The organism is Stenotrophomonas ginsengisoli, from assembly GCF_001431485.1.
GTDB lineage: Bacteria > Pseudomonadota > Gammaproteobacteria > Xanthomonadales > Xanthomonadaceae > Stenotrophomonas > Stenotrophomonas ginsengisoli.
In genome coordinates this window covers 43,957-58,683 of record NZ_LDJM01000014.1, presented here as the reverse complement: position 1 = coordinate 58,683, position 14,727 = coordinate 43,957, and the positions used below count along the sequence as shown (strand labels likewise).

At 66.2% G+C, this 14,727-nt stretch carries 18 protein-coding genes and 1 tRNA gene; 16 read left to right on the top strand and 3 right to left on the bottom strand.

Annotated elements, in window-relative coordinates:
* The first annotated feature begins 29 nt into the window (after positions 1-29).
* Complete coding sequence (locus ABB30_RS06060) at positions 30-380, top strand: DUF3307 domain-containing protein (RefSeq protein ID WP_057637414.1); 351 nt, start codon at positions 30-32, stop codon at positions 378-380.
* An 18-nt stretch (positions 381-398) separates the two neighbouring features.
* On the opposite strand, the gene ABB30_RS06055 is transcribed toward ABB30_RS06060, so the two are convergent.
* Entirely contained in the window at positions 399-2,228 is a 1,830-nt protein-coding gene (locus ABB30_RS06055; protein WP_057637413.1) for a cyclic nucleotide-binding and patatin-like phospholipase domain-containing protein, read from the bottom strand.
* A 242-nt stretch (positions 2,229-2,470) separates the two neighbouring features.
* On the opposite strand from ABB30_RS06055, the gene dusA reads away from it, so the two are divergent.
* The 4 genes from dusA to ABB30_RS06035 all read left to right on the top strand — a co-directional run bounded on the left by dusA (position 2,471) and on the right by ABB30_RS06035 (position 6,226).
* Complete coding sequence (gene dusA, locus ABB30_RS06050; protein ID WP_057637468.1) at positions 2,471-3,469, top strand: tRNA dihydrouridine(20/20a) synthase DusA; 999 nt, start codon at positions 2,471-2,473, stop codon at positions 3,467-3,469.
* Positions 3,470-3,689: 220 nt separating this feature from the next.
* Positions 3,690-4,022, top strand: coding sequence for a hypothetical protein (locus ABB30_RS16960; RefSeq protein ID WP_211263462.1), 333 nt, complete (start codon positions 3,690-3,692; stop codon positions 4,020-4,022).
* 78 nt (positions 4,023-4,100) lie between these two features.
* Positions 4,101-4,784 (top strand): response regulator transcription factor, encoded by a 684-nt coding sequence (locus ABB30_RS06040; protein WP_057637411.1) that lies wholly within the window; start codon positions 4,101-4,103, stop codon positions 4,782-4,784.
* Positions 4,785-4,849: 65 nt separating this feature from the next.
* Positions 4,850-6,226, top strand: a complete 1,377-nt coding sequence (locus ABB30_RS06035) for an ATP-binding protein (RefSeq protein ID WP_211263464.1) — start codon at positions 4,850-4,852, stop codon at positions 6,224-6,226.
* A gap of 3 nt (positions 6,227-6,229) precedes the next feature.
* On the opposite strand, the gene ABB30_RS06030 is transcribed toward ABB30_RS06035, so the two are convergent.
* On the bottom strand, positions 6,230-7,042 hold the full coding sequence (locus ABB30_RS06030) for a M90 family metallopeptidase (RefSeq protein WP_057637409.1): 813 nt from the start codon (positions 7,040-7,042) through the stop codon (positions 6,230-6,232).
* Complete coding sequence (locus tag ABB30_RS06025) at positions 7,009-7,266, bottom strand: hypothetical protein (protein WP_245626435.1); 258 nt, start codon at positions 7,264-7,266, stop codon at positions 7,009-7,011. The genes ABB30_RS06030 and ABB30_RS06025 overlap by 34 nt, the downstream gene beginning before the upstream one ends.
* A 165-nt stretch (positions 7,267-7,431) precedes the next feature.
* Between ABB30_RS06025 and ABB30_RS06020 the strand changes: the two genes are divergently transcribed.
* The 11 genes from ABB30_RS06020 (at position 7,432) to ABB30_RS05970 (ending at position 14,678) form a co-directional block, all read left to right on the top strand.
* On the top strand, positions 7,432-8,394 hold the full coding sequence (locus ABB30_RS06020) for a biotin--[acetyl-CoA-carboxylase] ligase (protein WP_245626434.1): 963 nt from the start codon (positions 7,432-7,434) through the stop codon (positions 8,392-8,394).
* The gene (locus ABB30_RS06015) at positions 8,391-9,128 is read left to right on the top strand and encodes a type III pantothenate kinase (RefSeq protein WP_057637407.1); all 738 of its coding nucleotides are present in this window, start codon (positions 8,391-8,393) and stop codon (positions 9,126-9,128) included. Before ABB30_RS06020 ends, ABB30_RS06015 begins: the two co-directional genes overlap by 4 nt.
* A 9-nt stretch (positions 9,129-9,137) precedes the next feature.
* Positions 9,138-9,914 carry an SPOR domain-containing protein gene (locus tag ABB30_RS06010; RefSeq protein WP_057637406.1) on the top strand — a complete coding sequence of 259 codons (777 nt, stop codon included), beginning with the start codon at positions 9,138-9,140 and terminating at the stop codon, positions 9,912-9,914.
* An 8-nt stretch (positions 9,915-9,922) separates the two neighbouring features.
* Positions 9,923-9,998, top strand: a tRNA-Thr gene (locus ABB30_RS06005).
* Between the two features lie 196 nt (positions 9,999-10,194).
* Positions 10,195-11,115 (top strand): arginase, encoded by a 921-nt coding sequence (rocF, locus tag ABB30_RS06000; RefSeq protein ID WP_057637405.1) that lies wholly within the window; start codon positions 10,195-10,197, stop codon positions 11,113-11,115.
* Between the two features lie 112 nt (positions 11,116-11,227).
* Positions 11,228-11,380 carry an entericidin A/B family lipoprotein gene (locus ABB30_RS05995; protein ID WP_057637466.1) on the top strand — a complete coding sequence of 51 codons (153 nt, stop codon included), beginning with the start codon at positions 11,228-11,230 and terminating at the stop codon, positions 11,378-11,380.
* A gap of 52 nt (positions 11,381-11,432) precedes the next feature.
* Positions 11,433-11,567 carry an entericidin A/B family lipoprotein gene (locus ABB30_RS05990; RefSeq protein ID WP_057637404.1) on the top strand — a complete coding sequence of 45 codons (135 nt, stop codon included), beginning with the start codon at positions 11,433-11,435 and terminating at the stop codon, positions 11,565-11,567.
* A gap of 190 nt (positions 11,568-11,757) precedes the next feature.
* Positions 11,758-11,970 (top strand): CsbD family protein, encoded by a 213-nt coding sequence (locus tag ABB30_RS05985; RefSeq protein WP_057637403.1) that lies wholly within the window; start codon positions 11,758-11,760, stop codon positions 11,968-11,970.
* A 102-nt stretch (positions 11,971-12,072) separates the two neighbouring features.
* Positions 12,073-13,371 (top strand): tryptophan--tRNA ligase, encoded by a 1,299-nt coding sequence (locus ABB30_RS05980; RefSeq protein WP_057637402.1) that lies wholly within the window; start codon positions 12,073-12,075, stop codon positions 13,369-13,371.
* Positions 13,372-13,395: 24 nt separating this feature from the next.
* The gene (locus ABB30_RS05975) at positions 13,396-13,686 is read left to right on the top strand and encodes a hypothetical protein (protein WP_057637401.1); all 291 of its coding nucleotides are present in this window, start codon (positions 13,396-13,398) and stop codon (positions 13,684-13,686) included.
* 41 nt (positions 13,687-13,727) lie between these two features.
* Positions 13,728-14,678: an MBL fold metallo-hydrolase gene (locus tag ABB30_RS05970; protein WP_057637465.1), complete on the top strand. Its 951-nt coding sequence runs from the start codon at positions 13,728-13,730 to the stop codon at positions 14,676-14,678.
* Positions 14,679-14,727: the final 49 nt, after the last annotated feature.

Here is a 14,727-nt window from a genome sequence, read left to right as displayed (position 1 = left end):
GGGTCACTGCAAGCGTTGTCGGGAGGGTTATGGATCATTACGCCGCGTTGGGCCTGTTTGCGTTGCTGGTGGCCGCGCATGCACTGGCCGACTATCCCTTGCAGGGCGAGTTCCTGGCCCGGGCCAAGAACCGTTTCAATCCCGTGCCGGGCGTGCCGTGGTACCAGGCATTGGGCGCGCATGCGGTCATTCATGGCGGCATGGTCGGTCTGATCACCGGCAGCCTGTTGCTGGGCGTGCTGGAGGTGCTGGCGCACTTTGTCATTGATGACTGCAAGTGTGCCCGGCGCATCGGTTTCAATACCGACCAGGCCCTGCATGTGGCCTGCAAGGCCGTGTGGGTGGTGTTGCTGGCGACCGGTTTGACTGGCGGCTGGTAAGCCACCGGGGCACTTCGCTCAGTGCCGGCCGTCGCGCCAGGCCAGCAGGGCGTCCAGGCCGCCCTGTTGCTCCAGCCAGCGGCAGGCATAGTCATAGCCGGCCTGCTCCTGGGCATTGCCCATCTTCCAGGCGGTCAGGGCCATGCCCGGCACGGTCGGTGGCTGCACCAGGCGGTCGCCACTGCGGCGGCTGGCCACCAGGGCGCTGTTGGAGGCGATCTGCATCGAACGGGCCACGGTCTGGCCGATGCGCGGGAAGTCGCCCTGGCCTTTGCCGCCCCGCAGCAGCTGCCACAGCTGGCGCAGGCGTGAGGGCAGTTGGTCGTAGGCGGTCTTGACCTGCCAGCGCTCGCCGGGGGAGAGCATGAACACCAGGTTCGGGCCCGGCTTGATGCCGTGCATGACCGAGGCCGGCACGTTGTCGATCAGCCCGCCATCCACCAGCACATCGCCGTTGCGGTTGATCCATGGCGCCAGCGCCACCGGGATCGAGGCCGACATGCGCATGGCTTCCCAGCACGGACCGCTGCGCAGGATCTCGCTCTGGTTGGTGCTCAGGTTGGCCGCCACCACGTAGCAGTTCAGGTCCAGGTCTTCCAGGCGGGTGTCGCCGTAGCGCTCGCGCAGGCTGGCATCGACATGGCGCTGGTCAATCAGGCCATACAGCGGCGGGGCATAGTGACCAAAGGCCTTCTTGTCCAGGAAGAAGTAGTTGAACGCTTCCATCATCTGCTGTGGCGTCTCACCGGCAGCGCAGGCCATCGCCACGCTGGAGCCGATCGAGGTGCCGCCGACGATGTCCAGCTCCAGGCCGGCATTCAACAGTGCCCGCAGCGCGCCGATGTGCCCGGCGCCCAGGGCGCCACCGCCGCCGAACACCGCGCCCAGGGCGCGTCCGGTCAACAGACGGGCCACTCGCTGGAAATGGGCCGGGTTGCCGCGCACCACATGGTGGTGCAGATGGGCCGGGCGGTTGGCCAACCAGCGCCGGGTATGGGCGATGGCCTGCCCACTGTGTGCCCGCCACAGCAGCAGGCCGATATGCCGGTTGCGGAAGCGGCCGAGCATGTCCGCCTCCAGTGCGTGCAACGGCACAGCGGCATCGGTGTGCTCATCGGCCCGGTCGAGCTGGCCGCACAGCAGCAGTTGGTCGCAGTGGCGCAGCGCGGCCTTGTCCCAGTGCGGGTTGCCCTGGCCGGTAACGATCAGCAGGCGGCCATGGGCCTTTTCCTGGGCGGCCAACCAGTCAGAGAGCAGGTATTCGTTGTCCGGGTCCAGCCCTTCCGGCAGGTGCCCGGCCTCCAGCACATGGCAGCTGCCGGCCTGGGCGATCAAGGCCGAGCACAGGTCCTGCACCAGGTCCGGCGGCAGGGTGTCGGCACCGGCCGGGCACAGGCCGATGGTGTCAGGTACCCGCGGTGGCAGGACCGGTGCACCGGTGGTGGCGCTGGCCAGGCGGCGGCCGAAGGTGCGCAGGATCGACTGCACCAGCTGCGGCTGCAGTGCGCTGACCTGCTCGAATTCGCTGCGGCCCAGGCGCAACAGCTGGCTGTCGCGGCTGGCCATGACATCGGCGGTGCGCAGGGTGTCGGCAAAGAAGGCAATCTCACCGACCGGTTCACCACTGCCGATCTCCGCCACCAGCTGGTGGCCGTCACGCAGCACATCCAGGCGCCCGCGCAGCACGTAGTACAGGCAATCGGCCTCTTCGCCCTGGCGCACCAGGTACTCGCCCTTGCGCAGGCTGACCAGCTGCATCTGTTCCAGCAACAGGGCACGGTCGTCGGCCTGGAGGCTGGCGAACAACGGCACCAGGGCCAGGGGATCGTGGTTGCTGTCGCTGAGCATGCGTGGACTGCCTGTAGGGGTGCGATGGATCACGGATGGTGTGGGCGTGTGGCCCGTTTCTGCGAGGACGGTCACAAGCCGACGATTGTCTGCCACTGCCGCACCACCCTCAAGGGCGGGCAGCACCCGGGCCAGCAGGGCGGGATTAAAAGCGCATCGTTTATCCTGTCGCCTTCGTTGAATTGTTGCGCCGCCATGGTTGTCCGGACTGGGTGGGCACCCCGCCGCAGGACCCTGAGATCGTGACCACCGCCAACCGCGCCTATACCGATTCGCTCCGACTGTCTGTCGCCCCGATGCTGGACTGGACCGACCGCCATTGCCGCTATTTCCATCGCCTTCTGGCCCCGGGCGCGCGCTTGTACAGCGAGATGATGCATGCCAATGCCATCCTGCATGGCGACCGCGAACGCCACCTCGGCCACGATGCTTGCGACAACCCGGTGGCGCTGCAGCTGGGCGGCAGTGATCCGGCCCTGCTGGCCCAGGCCGCGCAGGTGGCAGCGGCCTGGGGCTATGACGAGATCAACCTCAACTGCGGCTGCCCGTCCGACCGGGTCCAGGCCGGACGCTTCGGTGCCTGCCTGATGCGCGAGCCGGCCCTGGTGGCCGAGTGCGTGGCGGCGATGGTGGCCGCGGTGGACATCCCGGTCACGGTGAAGTGCCGCCTGGGAGTGGACGAGGACAATGATTACGAGCAGTTCGCCGCCTTTGTCGATGCCCAGGTGGCCGCCGGCGCGGACATGGTCATCGTGCATGCGCGCAACGCCTGGCTCAAAGGGCTCTCGCCCAAGGAAAACCGCGAGATTCCGCCGCTCAAGTACGACTGGGCCTACCGCCTGAAGGCCGAACGCCCGCAGCTGCCGGTGGTGCTCAATGGCGGCATCGCCAGCCTGGAAGCCGTGCAGGCCCACCTGCAGCAGGTGGACGGGGTGATGCTGGGCCGTATCGCCTATCACGACCCGTATGTGCTGCACCTGGTCGAGGCGGCGCAGACCGGCATGGCGGTGCGCAGCCGTACCGAGCTGCTGCGACAGATGCAGCCGTATGTGCAGGGCTGGCTGGAGCGCGGCGTGGCGCTCAAGCACATCAGCAAGCACCTGCTCGGCCTGTACGCCGGCCAGCCCGGCGGGCGGGCCTTCCGCCAGGTGCTCAGCGAGGGGGCTCACCGTCCCGGCGCTGGTTGGGAGTTGGTCGAAGCGGCCATTGCGGTGACCGGGGAAGGACGGGAGCTTTGCTGAATACGAGCGGTCGTTCAGCTTTCTTGATCCCGTATTCATCTTTGCCTGTTACAGTGTTCATGGAGCTGAACCAGCTGCCCTGACAGGGCAAAAAAGTTCAGATCGGATTCACTGCATCACGCCAAGAATCGCCCAGAACCTCCCTCTGCAGCCTGCTCCACCGGCCTGTGGTTTTTCGCTGGTTTTGAACGATTGTCCGTAGTTCGCTAGGATTTTGACCATGTGCTCTGGCTCCCATCATCGCCCGTTGACCCTGCTGGCACTCAGTGCCGCGCTGTCCTTGTCAGGGGTTGCCCTGGCCCAGGAGGGTGCCGGCCAGTCCGAGGAGCGCGGCGTGCGTGGTGGCCATGACCGGTCCCTGTCCGATGCGGTCAGGCATGTGCAGCGTACGACCGGTGGCCGTATCCTCGGCGCCGAGCGTGTTCCCTACGACGGGCGCGACATCAATCGCGTCAAGTACATGGATGACCGCGGACGCGTGCGCTACATGGATGCACCGGTGAATAATCCACGAGTTGATCCCGCTTCGGTTCCGCGACGCGGCAATCACTGAGCATTGCGCACAGTGTCGCGGGAACGACAGGCCACCATCTGCCGGGCATCGTCCGGCCAACAGTTCTAGGGAGAGTTCATGCGTATCCTTCTGGTCGAAGACGAAGCCCCGCTGCGGGAAACCCTGGCTGCACGCCTGAAGCGTGAGGGCTTTGCAGTCGATGCCGCACAGGATGGCGAGGAAGGCCTGTACATGGGCCGCGAAGTGCCGTTCGACGTCGGCATCATTGACCTTGGCCTGCCCAAGATGTCGGGCATGGAGCTGATCAAGGCCCTGCGCGATGAAGGCAAGAAGTTCCCGATCCTGATCCTGACCGCCCGTTCCAGCTGGCAGGACAAGGTCGAGGGCCTGAAGCAGGGCGCCGATGACTACCTGGTCAAGCCGTTCCATGTCGAAGAGCTGCTGGCCCGCGTCAATGCGCTGCTGCGCCGCGCTGCCGGTTGGTCCAAGCCGACCCTGGAATGCGGCCCGGTGGCCCTGGACCTGGCCGCACAGACGGTCAGCGTGGCCGGCAGCAATGTCGACCTCACCAGCTACGAGTACAAGGTGCTGGAATACCTGATGATGCATGCCGGTGAGCTGGTCTCCAAGGCCGACCTGACCGAGCACATCTACCAGCAGGATTTCGACCGCGACTCCAACGTGCTGGAAGTTTTCATCGGCCGCCTGCGCAAGAAGCTTGACGCCGATGGCGAACTCAAGCCGATCGAGACCGTGCGTGGCCGCGGCTACCGTTTCGCGATCCCGCGCAACGAAGGTTGATTGTTCCTGGAGGCAGCCGCGTGGCGGGCAAGGTTGGATTGTTTGACCGCTGGCGGCTGCGCTCGTTGCAGGCGCGGCAGATGTTGGCTGCTGCAGCCGGCCTGGTGGCCTTCCTGGCCTTGGCCGGCTATGCCCTGAATGCGGCCTTTGCCGATACCGCGCGCAACAACCTGCGTGAGCGGCTGAAGAACTACGCCACCTCCTACGCGGCCGGTATCGATTTCACCCGCGACCGTTCGCTGTACATTCGCGAGCAGCCACCGGATCCGCGCTTCGACGTGCCCGGCAGTGGCCTGTACCTGGAAGTGGTGATGCCCGACGGGCAGGGCAATTCGATGTCGGCCGAAGGTCCGCTGCTGCCCGACAACCAGGGCCGTTTGTTGGCACCGCGCCAGGAAGTGTTCGAAGGCCCGCTGGAAATGACCCAGATCGACGGCAGCGAAGGCCAGGTCTACCGCTACGGCCTGGGCCTGGTCTGGGGCGGTGACGGCGACCCTGCCAGTGAATTTCCCTACACCATCTATGTGATGGAAGACTCGCGCGCGCTGGGTGCCCAGCTGCGCCTGTTCCGTGGTGCGCTGTGGTTCTATCTGGGCGGTGCGGGCATCATCCTGCTGCTGCTGCAGACCCTGGTGCTGCGCTGGAGCCTGCGCCCGTTGCGCCATGTGATCAACGAGCTGACCCACGTGCAACGGGGTGAATCCGAGCGCATGAGCGATGACCACCCGCGCGAGCTGGAGCCGTTGACCACCAGCATCAATGCCCTGATCGAATCCGAGCGTGCCCACCTGGAGCGCCAGCGCAATACCCTGGCCGACCTGGCGCACAGCCTGAAGACGCCGCTGGCGGTGCTGCGCACCGAACTGGACAGTGGCCAGAACGAGACCACCCTGCGCGAGGAACTGGATACCCAGCTCAAGCGCATGGGCAACCTGGTGTCCTACCAGCTGGCACGTGCGGCTTCCGGTGGCCACAAGCTGTTCTCGGCGGCGATCCCGATCGAGTCCACGGCCGAGGAGATTGTCGGCGGGCTGGAGAAGGTCTATGCCCGCAAGGGCGTGCTGTGCGAGTTCGAGATCGAGGAGAAGGCCTGCTTCCACGGCGAGGCAGGTGACTTGCAGGAACTGCTCGGCAACCTGCTGGAAAACGCCTTCAAGTGGGCGCGTTCGCGCGTGTTGCTCACCGCCCGTGCCCAGGTCGAAGGCAACCGCCGTACTGGCCTGCTGCTGGTGGTCGAAGACGATGGCCCGGGCATTGCCGACGAGGACATTGCCAAGGTGCTGCAGCGTGGCGTGCGTGGCGATGAGCGCGTGCAGGGCCACGGCATCGGTCTGTCGATCGTGCAGGACCTGATCAAGGATTACCGTGGCGAGCTGCAGGTCAGCCGCAGCGAGGAAATGGGCGGTGCCCGTTTCCAGGTGACCTTGCCGCCGGGCCTGTAAGGCTCAATGGCCGGGCAGGGCCGGGGCGTCGCTGCCGGCCATTGGTGACGGCCCGTAATAGCGGGCAAGGTGGGCGGCCACGGCCGGCATGGCCCGGGCCAGCCGCTGCGGGTCGGAGAAGTGGTATTCGCTGGCCACGGCGAAGAATTCTTCCGGGGCCTCGGCCGCATACGGGTCGATCAGGCTGTCCTGGCCGGCATCGAGCAGGGCATTGAGCGCATCGAATGCGTGCTGGAAATCGCGGGCCCACTGCCGCTGCCAGGCGCGGTCCAGTGGCGGGGTTCCGTCCAGAGCGCCGTCCAGGGCATCGATCTTGTGCACCATCTCGTGCACGGCCACGCAAAAGCCGGCATCCGGCTCGTCCAGGTCGGCCTGCACATCGGCCCAGGACAGGATCAGTGGTCCGTCCTGCCAGGATTCCCCGATCAGCTCGTCTTCCCACTGGTGCAGCACGCCGGCCGCATCGACATGGCTGCGCTGGACCCGGAATGCATCCGGATACACCAGCAGCTGTGACCAGCCTTGCAGACCATGAACCCCGAGCTGGGTCAGGGGCAGACAGCACAGGGCGGCCAGCAGGGCGCGGTCGGTGGGATCCAGTTCCAGTCCGGCCAGTGGGGTAATGGTCTTTTGCGCCAGGAACGCGCCGGCAAGCTGGCGCAGTTGCTGCTGGCGCGGGGCATCGAGCCCGGTCAACAGACGGCTGCGCTGGCGCAGCTGTTGCCACAACGCATCGTCAATGGATGGCGGTGCAGGCCGCAACCAACGCAGAAAACGCTGGATCAGCGGAACATTCCCGGCAGAAAGCTGTGCCAGCGCGGGGCGCGCATGCGCTGCATCAGGTCGTCTTCGCTGCCGCCACCGCCGGAGGCCTCGCCGCTGCGGTTGGCACGCGGGGCAGCGGCGCTGCTGCTGGCTTCATGCGCGGTGGGACGGACCGGTGCTGCCGGTTTGCTGGACGAGGCGTCGGAATAGACGCAGGCACCACGCTGTGACTGGCTGAAGGCATCATCAGCCCAGGCCACTTGGCATGGGGCCATCAACAGGATCAGGCAATGGGCAAAGCGGCGCATCGTCACGTCCAGCGGTCGGAGGGAAAACCGGTATCCCCCGATTCTAGCCTGCTTTTGTCTGTCAAGTGGGGGATGGCGGGGTGGCCGATGGCCTGATGCCGCATAATCAATGGTTTGGATCGAGGTGCCGGTGTGGACGAGCAACGCTTGCTGGCGCTGTTGATGGCTGGCCCGCAATCCGTGGGCCAGCTGGCCCGCGATCTGGCTGCGCCGGTCGACACGGTGCGGGCGCCGCTGCAGGCGCTGGCCGAGGCCGGAATCGTGCAGCCCCTCCCGGACGAAGTCTGGCAGTTGTGCCATGTGCCTGATCTGCATGACGCCCTGCGCATTGTGCAGGGGTTGGGCGCAACGGCCCGGGCCGGCCTGGGGCAACTGCAGGTGTGCTGGCAGGTGGATTCAACCAACAGCGAGCTGCTGCGCCGGGCGCCGCCGGACGATGGGGTAACGGTGCTGCTGGCCGAGCGCCAGCACGGTGGCCGTGGCCGGCGTGGTCGTGTCTGGAGCTCACCGCTGGCCCGGCATGTCTACCTGTCCCTGGCCTGCCCCTTCGAGCAGGGCATCCGCGCGATGGCCGGCTTGAGCCTGGTTGTCGGTGTGCTGGCCGGTGAGGCCTTGCGCGGTGCCGGGCTGGCGGGGGTGGGGGTGAAGTGGCCCAATGATCTGCTGCTGGATGGGCACAAGCTGGGCGGCATCCTGGTCGAGTCCCGTGGCAGTGCACAGGGGCCGGCGCTGGCGGTGATCGGTATCGGCATCAACGTGCATGGGACCCAGGCCGGACATCCGGCGATTGACCAGCCATGGACCAGTATCGATGCGCATTGCGCGGCACTGGCCAGCCGGGACCGGGTGGTCCAGGTGCTGCTGGAATCGCTGTTGCCGGGCTTGCACCAGTTCAAACAGCTCGGGCTGCCGGCCTTTGTGCAGCGTTATGCTGCGCTGGATGTGCTGGCCGGTGCGCCGGTGTGGATAGAACAAAACGGCCAGCGCCAAGCGGCGCAGGCCATTGGCCTGGCCGAGGACGGCGCGCTGCGGGTGGTGGACTGCCACGGCGAGCGCCGCCTGCATGCCGGCGATGTCAGTGTGAGGAAGCAATGAGCCAGTGGTTGTTTGATCTGGGCAATACCCGCCTGAAATACGCCCCCAGCCTTGCTGGCGTGGCCGGGGAGGTTGCCGTCTGGGCCCATCAGGACCAGCAGCGCCCGTTGCCCGAACCGGCGCAGTTGCCCGGTGGAGACGTGGCCTGGCTGGCCAGCGTGGCCGATCCGGCGTTGCGCGATCAATTGCGTGCACGCCTGGGCGAGCGCTTTGCCCGGGTCGAGCTGGCCACCAGCAGTGCCCAATGCGGTCGCCTGCGCAATGGCTATGCCGAGCCGGAAAAACTCGGCGTGGACCGCTTCCTGGCCTTGCTGGCCTGTTCGCAATGGCAGGCCGACTGCCTGCTGGTCGGGGTGGGCACGGCGTTGACGGTGGATCTGCTGGCGGCTGATGGCCAGCACCATGGCGGCCTGATTGCCCCTTCGCCGACCTCGATGCGCCAGGCCATCCATGCCAAGGCCCGGCATTTGCCTGTTGATGGCGGCCAGATCAATGATTTTGCCAACAATACGCTCGATGCCCTGGCCGGCGGCAGCCTCGGTGCGGCACTGGGCCTGATCCAGCGCAGCCTGGGCCAGGCCACGTCCCGTCTGGGCCGGGTGCCGCAACTGGTGGTGCACGGGGGCGGTGCCGAACAGTTGCTGCCGTATTTGTTTGATGCACGTCACGTTCCGACGCTGGTGCTGGATGGTCTGGCCGCCTGGGCGCTGCATCAAAACGCGGCGAGCAGGTAGCATGGCGGCATGCTGATTCGTGCCCTGATTGTTGTCCTGGCGATCCTCAACGCCGGCGTTGCCCTGTGGTGGTGGCGCAGCCCGCCGGTGAGCGACGCGCCGGTGCCGGCGATGAGCCCGCCCGATGGGGTGCCGCTGTTGCAGTTGCGTGCCGAACAGCCCGAACTTCCGGCCCCGGCTGCTGACCCCGCCGCGGACACGGCCGCCACTGCACCGGCTCCGGCTCCGGCCGCTGCCAAGCCGGCTGTGGCAGCGGCCGCAGCGGCCGAACCCGCGCCAGTGACTGCCATGGCGCCGGCCGAGCCGCCGGCACCGCCAGCGGCGTGTGTCAGCCTGGGGCCATTTGCCGAGCGCGCACTACTGGATCAGGCACGTACGCGTGCCGGTGCGATGCTTCTGGCGGCGCAGCCGCGCGAGTTGGCAGCCAGTGGCGGCAATGCCAGTTACCGCGTGATGCTGCCGCCGGCCGCCAGTCGCGAGGCCGCCCAGGCCACGGTCAAGCGGATCGTGGCTGCTGGCATCAGTGATTACTTCATCATCGGCCAGGGCGAGCTGGCCAATGCGGTGGCCCTGGGCCAGTTCCGCAACCGTGACGGTGCCCAGCGCCGCCTGGACCAGTTGCAGGAAGCCGGTTTCCCGGCCCAGATAGTGTCCTCCGAAGCAGCCGCATCACGCTGGTGGCTGGATGCACGCCTTGCCGCAGGCAGCAGCGCTGCACAGGCGCGTCAGGCCAGTGGCAGCGAGCGCGTGCAATCGCTTGATTGCAAGGTTTTTGCGTTAGACTAGCCAGCTACGCCGCTTTAGCTCAGTTGGTAGAGCAACTGTCTTGTAAACAGTAGGTCATCCGTTCGATTCGGATAAGCGGCACCAGAATTTGGACATGGATGGCGGCAACGCCATCGTTTGATGTCAGCCCGCGCAAGCGGGTTTTTTTGTGCCTGTTCTCCGGTTGTGGTGGTGGCATCGGAACAGGGCATCGCCGTGTCTTGTGTGCTGCGCCGCGACGGGAGCTCGGCCCACGCTCTGGCTAGACTGCCGGCCTGGTTGATCACGCAGGAAGCAGCAGATGGCAGGCAACAAGGCGGTCTCCTTGATTGGCGTCCCCACCGATGTGGGGGCGGGACACCGTGGGGCGCGGCTGGGGCCCGAAGCCCTGCGCATTGCCGGCCTGCCCGAGGCATTGGCCCTGCGCGGGGTGGATGTACGTGATTGCGGCAACCTGGCCGGGCCGGTCAATCCCTGGCAGGGGCCGGTGGATGGCTACCGCCACCTGGACCAGGTGGTGGCCTGGAACCGGGCCTTGATGCAGGCCACGCGTGCCGAGCTGGAGGCCGGGAGATTGCCGGTGATGCTCGGCGGCGACCACTGCCTGGGGGTGGGCTCGATCACCGCCGTGGCCGACTGGTGCCGCCAGCAGGGCAAGGCCCTGCGGGTGCTCTGGCTCGATGCCCATGCCGATTTCAACACCAGTGCGGTGACCCCCTCAGGCAATGTGCACGGCATGCCGGTGGCCTGCCTGTGTGGTCTCGGGCCGCAGGCATTGACTGCGATGGGCCAGCACAGCCCGGTGCTGCAGGCCGAGCAGATCCGCCAGATCGGCATCCGCTCGGTCGACCCGGAGGAAAAGCGCCTGATCAAGCAGCACCGGGTGGATGTGTATGACATGCGTTACATCGACGAAAACGGCATGAAGCGCACCATGCAGGCCGCCTTGGCCGGGATCGATGCCAATACCCACCTGCATGTCAGTTTCGATGTGGATTTCCTGGACCCGCAGATCGCGCCCGGGGTCGGAACCACGGTGCCGGGCGGGGTCAATTACCGCGAGGCGCAGCTGGTGATGGAGATGATCGCCGACACCGGGCAGATGGGCTCGCTGGACATTGTCGAGCTCAACCCGTTGCTCGATGACCATAACCGCACGGCCGAGCTGGCGGTGGACCTGGTGGAAAGCCTGTTCGGCAAATCCACCTTGATGCGCGACTGAACCGCAGGCTCGCCGGTTCACATGCGCTGCACGCCGCTGCCGACAGATTGCATTGTCGACGGGAGCTGGCAGGCAAGCAGCTCCCGGGCATTGACCCACAGTGGAGATGACCATGAAGCGTGTACTGATTCTGCTGGCCCTGGCCCTGTTTTCCGCTGGCACCCTGAGTGCCTGCAACACCATGGCCGGTGCCGGCAAGGACATCCAGAAGGCCGGCGACAAGATCGAGGACAAGGCCCAGGACTGCAAGGACGGCCGCTGCTGAGGCAGGCCGGGCAACAACCGCAGTTACCCACTTCCAACCAAGGAGCCGATTGATGAAGCGTACGTTGATGGCAATGACGGTGACGATGTTCTCGCTGGTGCTGCTGGCCGGTTGCAACACCATGGCCGGTGCGGGCAAGGACATCCAGAAGGCTGGTGACAAGATCGAGGGCGCAGCCAAGGGCTGATCGCCCGGATCTGTCGCGTAAGGAAGGGCCGGCCTTGAGCCGGCCTTTTTTATTGGCCGTCCGCCCTTGGTTTGGGTGCGCTTCAGAGAGTTGATGCGCAATTTTATGAATGTTTTACCGCCCGCTTATGCCTCCGGGGCGATGCTGGTGACGCGGCGATTGGCCGCCTCGTTTTTTGGAGTCAGACCTGATGAACAAGGACATCATTGCCGGCAAGTGGACCCAGATGAAGGGCAAGCTGAAGGAGAAGTGGGGCGATCTGACCGACGACGATTTCGACGTGGCCGAGGGCAATGCCCAGTACCTGGCCGGCAAGCTGCAGGAGCGCTACGGCTGGGCCAAGGACCGTGCCGAGAGCGAGGTCAAGGACTTCAGCGAACGCTGGGAGCGCGACAACTCCTGATCCAGCGCGAGCCTGCGCAGCCCTGCCGGTGAGTGCCGGCAGGGCGTGTCCTGCCCATCGGCGGTACACTTGGGCGGTTAACGGCAAGCACGATTTTTTCGCATGACCACCCGCGTCCTCACTGGCATCACCCCTTCCGGCACCCCGCACCTGGGCAATTACGTCGGCGCGATCCGCCCGGCCATTGCTGCCAGCCAGGCCGAAGGCATCGAAAGCTTCTTCTTCCTGGCCGACCTGCACAGCCTGATCAAGGCGCAGGAGCCGGACCGCACCCAGCGCTCCACCCTGGAGATCGCCGCCAGCTGGCTGGCCTGCGGGCTGGACCCGGACAAGGTGTGGTTCTACCGCCAGAGCGATATCCCGGAAACCACCGAGCTGATGTGGCTGCTGACCTGCGTGGCCGGCAAGGGCATCCTCAATCGTGCCCACGCCTACAAGGCGGCCATCGACAAGAACCGCGAGGAACAGCTCGATGACGATGCCGGCGTGACCGCTGGTCTGTTCATGTATCCGGTGCTGATGGCTGCCGACATCCTGATCTTCAACGCCAACAAGGTGCCGGTCGGCCGCGACCAGATCCAGCACATCGAGATGGCGCGTGATTTCGGCCAGCGCTTCAACCACGTCTACGGCAAGGAGTTCTTCACCCTGCCCGAGGCGGTGGTGGACGAGCAGGTGTCCGTGCTCGCCGGCCTGGATGGCCGCAAGATGAGCAAGAGCTACAACAACACCATCCCGTTGTTCGCCAGCCGGGCTGAACTGAAGAAGCTGATCGCGCAGATCGTCACCGACTCGCGCGCTCCGGGTGAGCCGAAGGACACCGAGGGCTCGGCCCTGTTCCAGCTCTACCAGGCCTTTGCCAGTGCCGAGCAGAGCGCGGCCTTTGCCCAGGCCTTTGCCGACGGCATCGGCTGGGGCGATGCCAAGGCGCAGCTGCTGGATGTGGTGGATGGCCACCTGGCACCGATGCGCGAGCGCTACAACGCCCTGATGGCCGAGCCGGAAAAGATCGAAGCCCTGCTGCGCCGTCGTGGTGCCCAGCTGCGCGAGCAGTTCGCCGTGCCGCTGCTGCGCGAACTGCGCAATGCCGTGGGCCTGCGTGACCTGTCCAGCGTGGGCGACAAGCCGCAGGAAAAGGCCGCGGCCAAGGTGGCGCTGCCGCTGTTCAAGCAGTACCGCGAGGCCGATGGCCAGTTCTATTTCAAGCTGCTCGATGGCCAGGGCAACCTGTTGCTGCAGAGCACCGGCTACCCGTCGCCGCGAGACGCCGGTCAACGTATTGCCGGGCTCAAGCAGGCCGACCAGGCCGAAGCCCTGGGTGGCACTGACCTGAAGCTGCAGGTCGAGGCGGGCCAGGTGCTTGAAGCACTGGCCGCAATGCGCGAGGCTGTGGCTGACTGAGGACCTTGCGGGGGAGCAGCACCGATGGCGTGGTTGACGTTGTTGCTGTTCCTGCCGTGGTTCGTGGTGCTGGGCGGGCTGTTCTGGTATTTCCCGCGCCAGCCGCGTACGCCGCGTCGATCCTGGGTCGATGCGGCGTTCTTGTTGCTGGCCCTGGGCCTGAGCCTGCTGGCCATGCACTGGGGCCATGAGCTGGGCGAGAATGCGGCCAACGCCGGTGCCATCTGGCGCCAGGTACTGGCCGTGCTGTATGCCTATGGGGCCTTTCTGGCCGTGCTGTGCAGTGCGGTCTGGCTGCGCCGCCGCTGCTGGTGAGCAGCAGCCAAGCCTGCAGACACATGATCAAGGAGACCCGCATGCCGACATCGCAATCCGCCTTCCGTGCGCAGGGCATCCACTGCATCGATACCGAGCTGCAACGGCCGGGCTTTGATGCGGCCTGGTTGGTGGTCGAGCAGGGGCGGGCGGCCTTCATCGACTGCGGCACCAGCCATGCGGTGCCGGCCATGCTGCAGGCGCTGGCAGCTGCCGGCCTCGGCCCGGAAGCTGTGGACTGGCTGATCCTGACGCATGTCCACCTGGACCATGCCGGCGGTGCCGGTGCCCTGCTGGCCCATCTTCCCAACGCGCAGGTACTGGTGCATCCGCGCGGCGCCCCGCACCTGGTCGATCCTTCGCGTTTGGTCGCCGGCGCCACCGCGGTGTATGGCCAGGCCGAGATGGCCCGCCATTACGGCCAGGTGCTGCCGATCGACCCGGCGCGGATAGTGCAGATGCACGATGGCCAGCACATCGACCTGGCCGGCCGGCCGCTGCTGTGCATCGACACCCCCGGCCATGCGCGCCACCACCAGTGTGTATTCGATGCGCGTACGCGCAGCTGGTTCACCGGTGACACCTTCGGCATCTCCTACCGGGAACTGGATGGCACCCACGGCCATTTCATCATTCCCACCACCTCGCCGGTACAGTTCGAGCCGGAGCCGCTCAAGCATTCCATTGGCCGCCTGCTGGAGCAGCAACCGCAGGCCATGCACCTGACCCACTATGGCAGCGTGGGCGATGTAGCACGCCTGGGGCAGCAGTTGATCGAACAGATCGATGCGATGGTGGCCATTGGCCGGCAGGTGCTGGACGCCGGTACCCAGGCCTTGGAAGAGCGTTTGTTTGCGGCGTTGTCGGCCTACTACGGCGAGCGCGCGGCGGCGGCAGGGCTGGCGCCGGAAGCGGTGCTCAAGGTGCTGGCCATTGATATCCGGCTCAATGCCCAGGGGCTGGTGTGCTGGTTGCAGCGGGGCAGCGCGTAACAGGCCGCAACCATCGGGTTGTCGGCAAGGATGTCGGTATCAGGCAAAG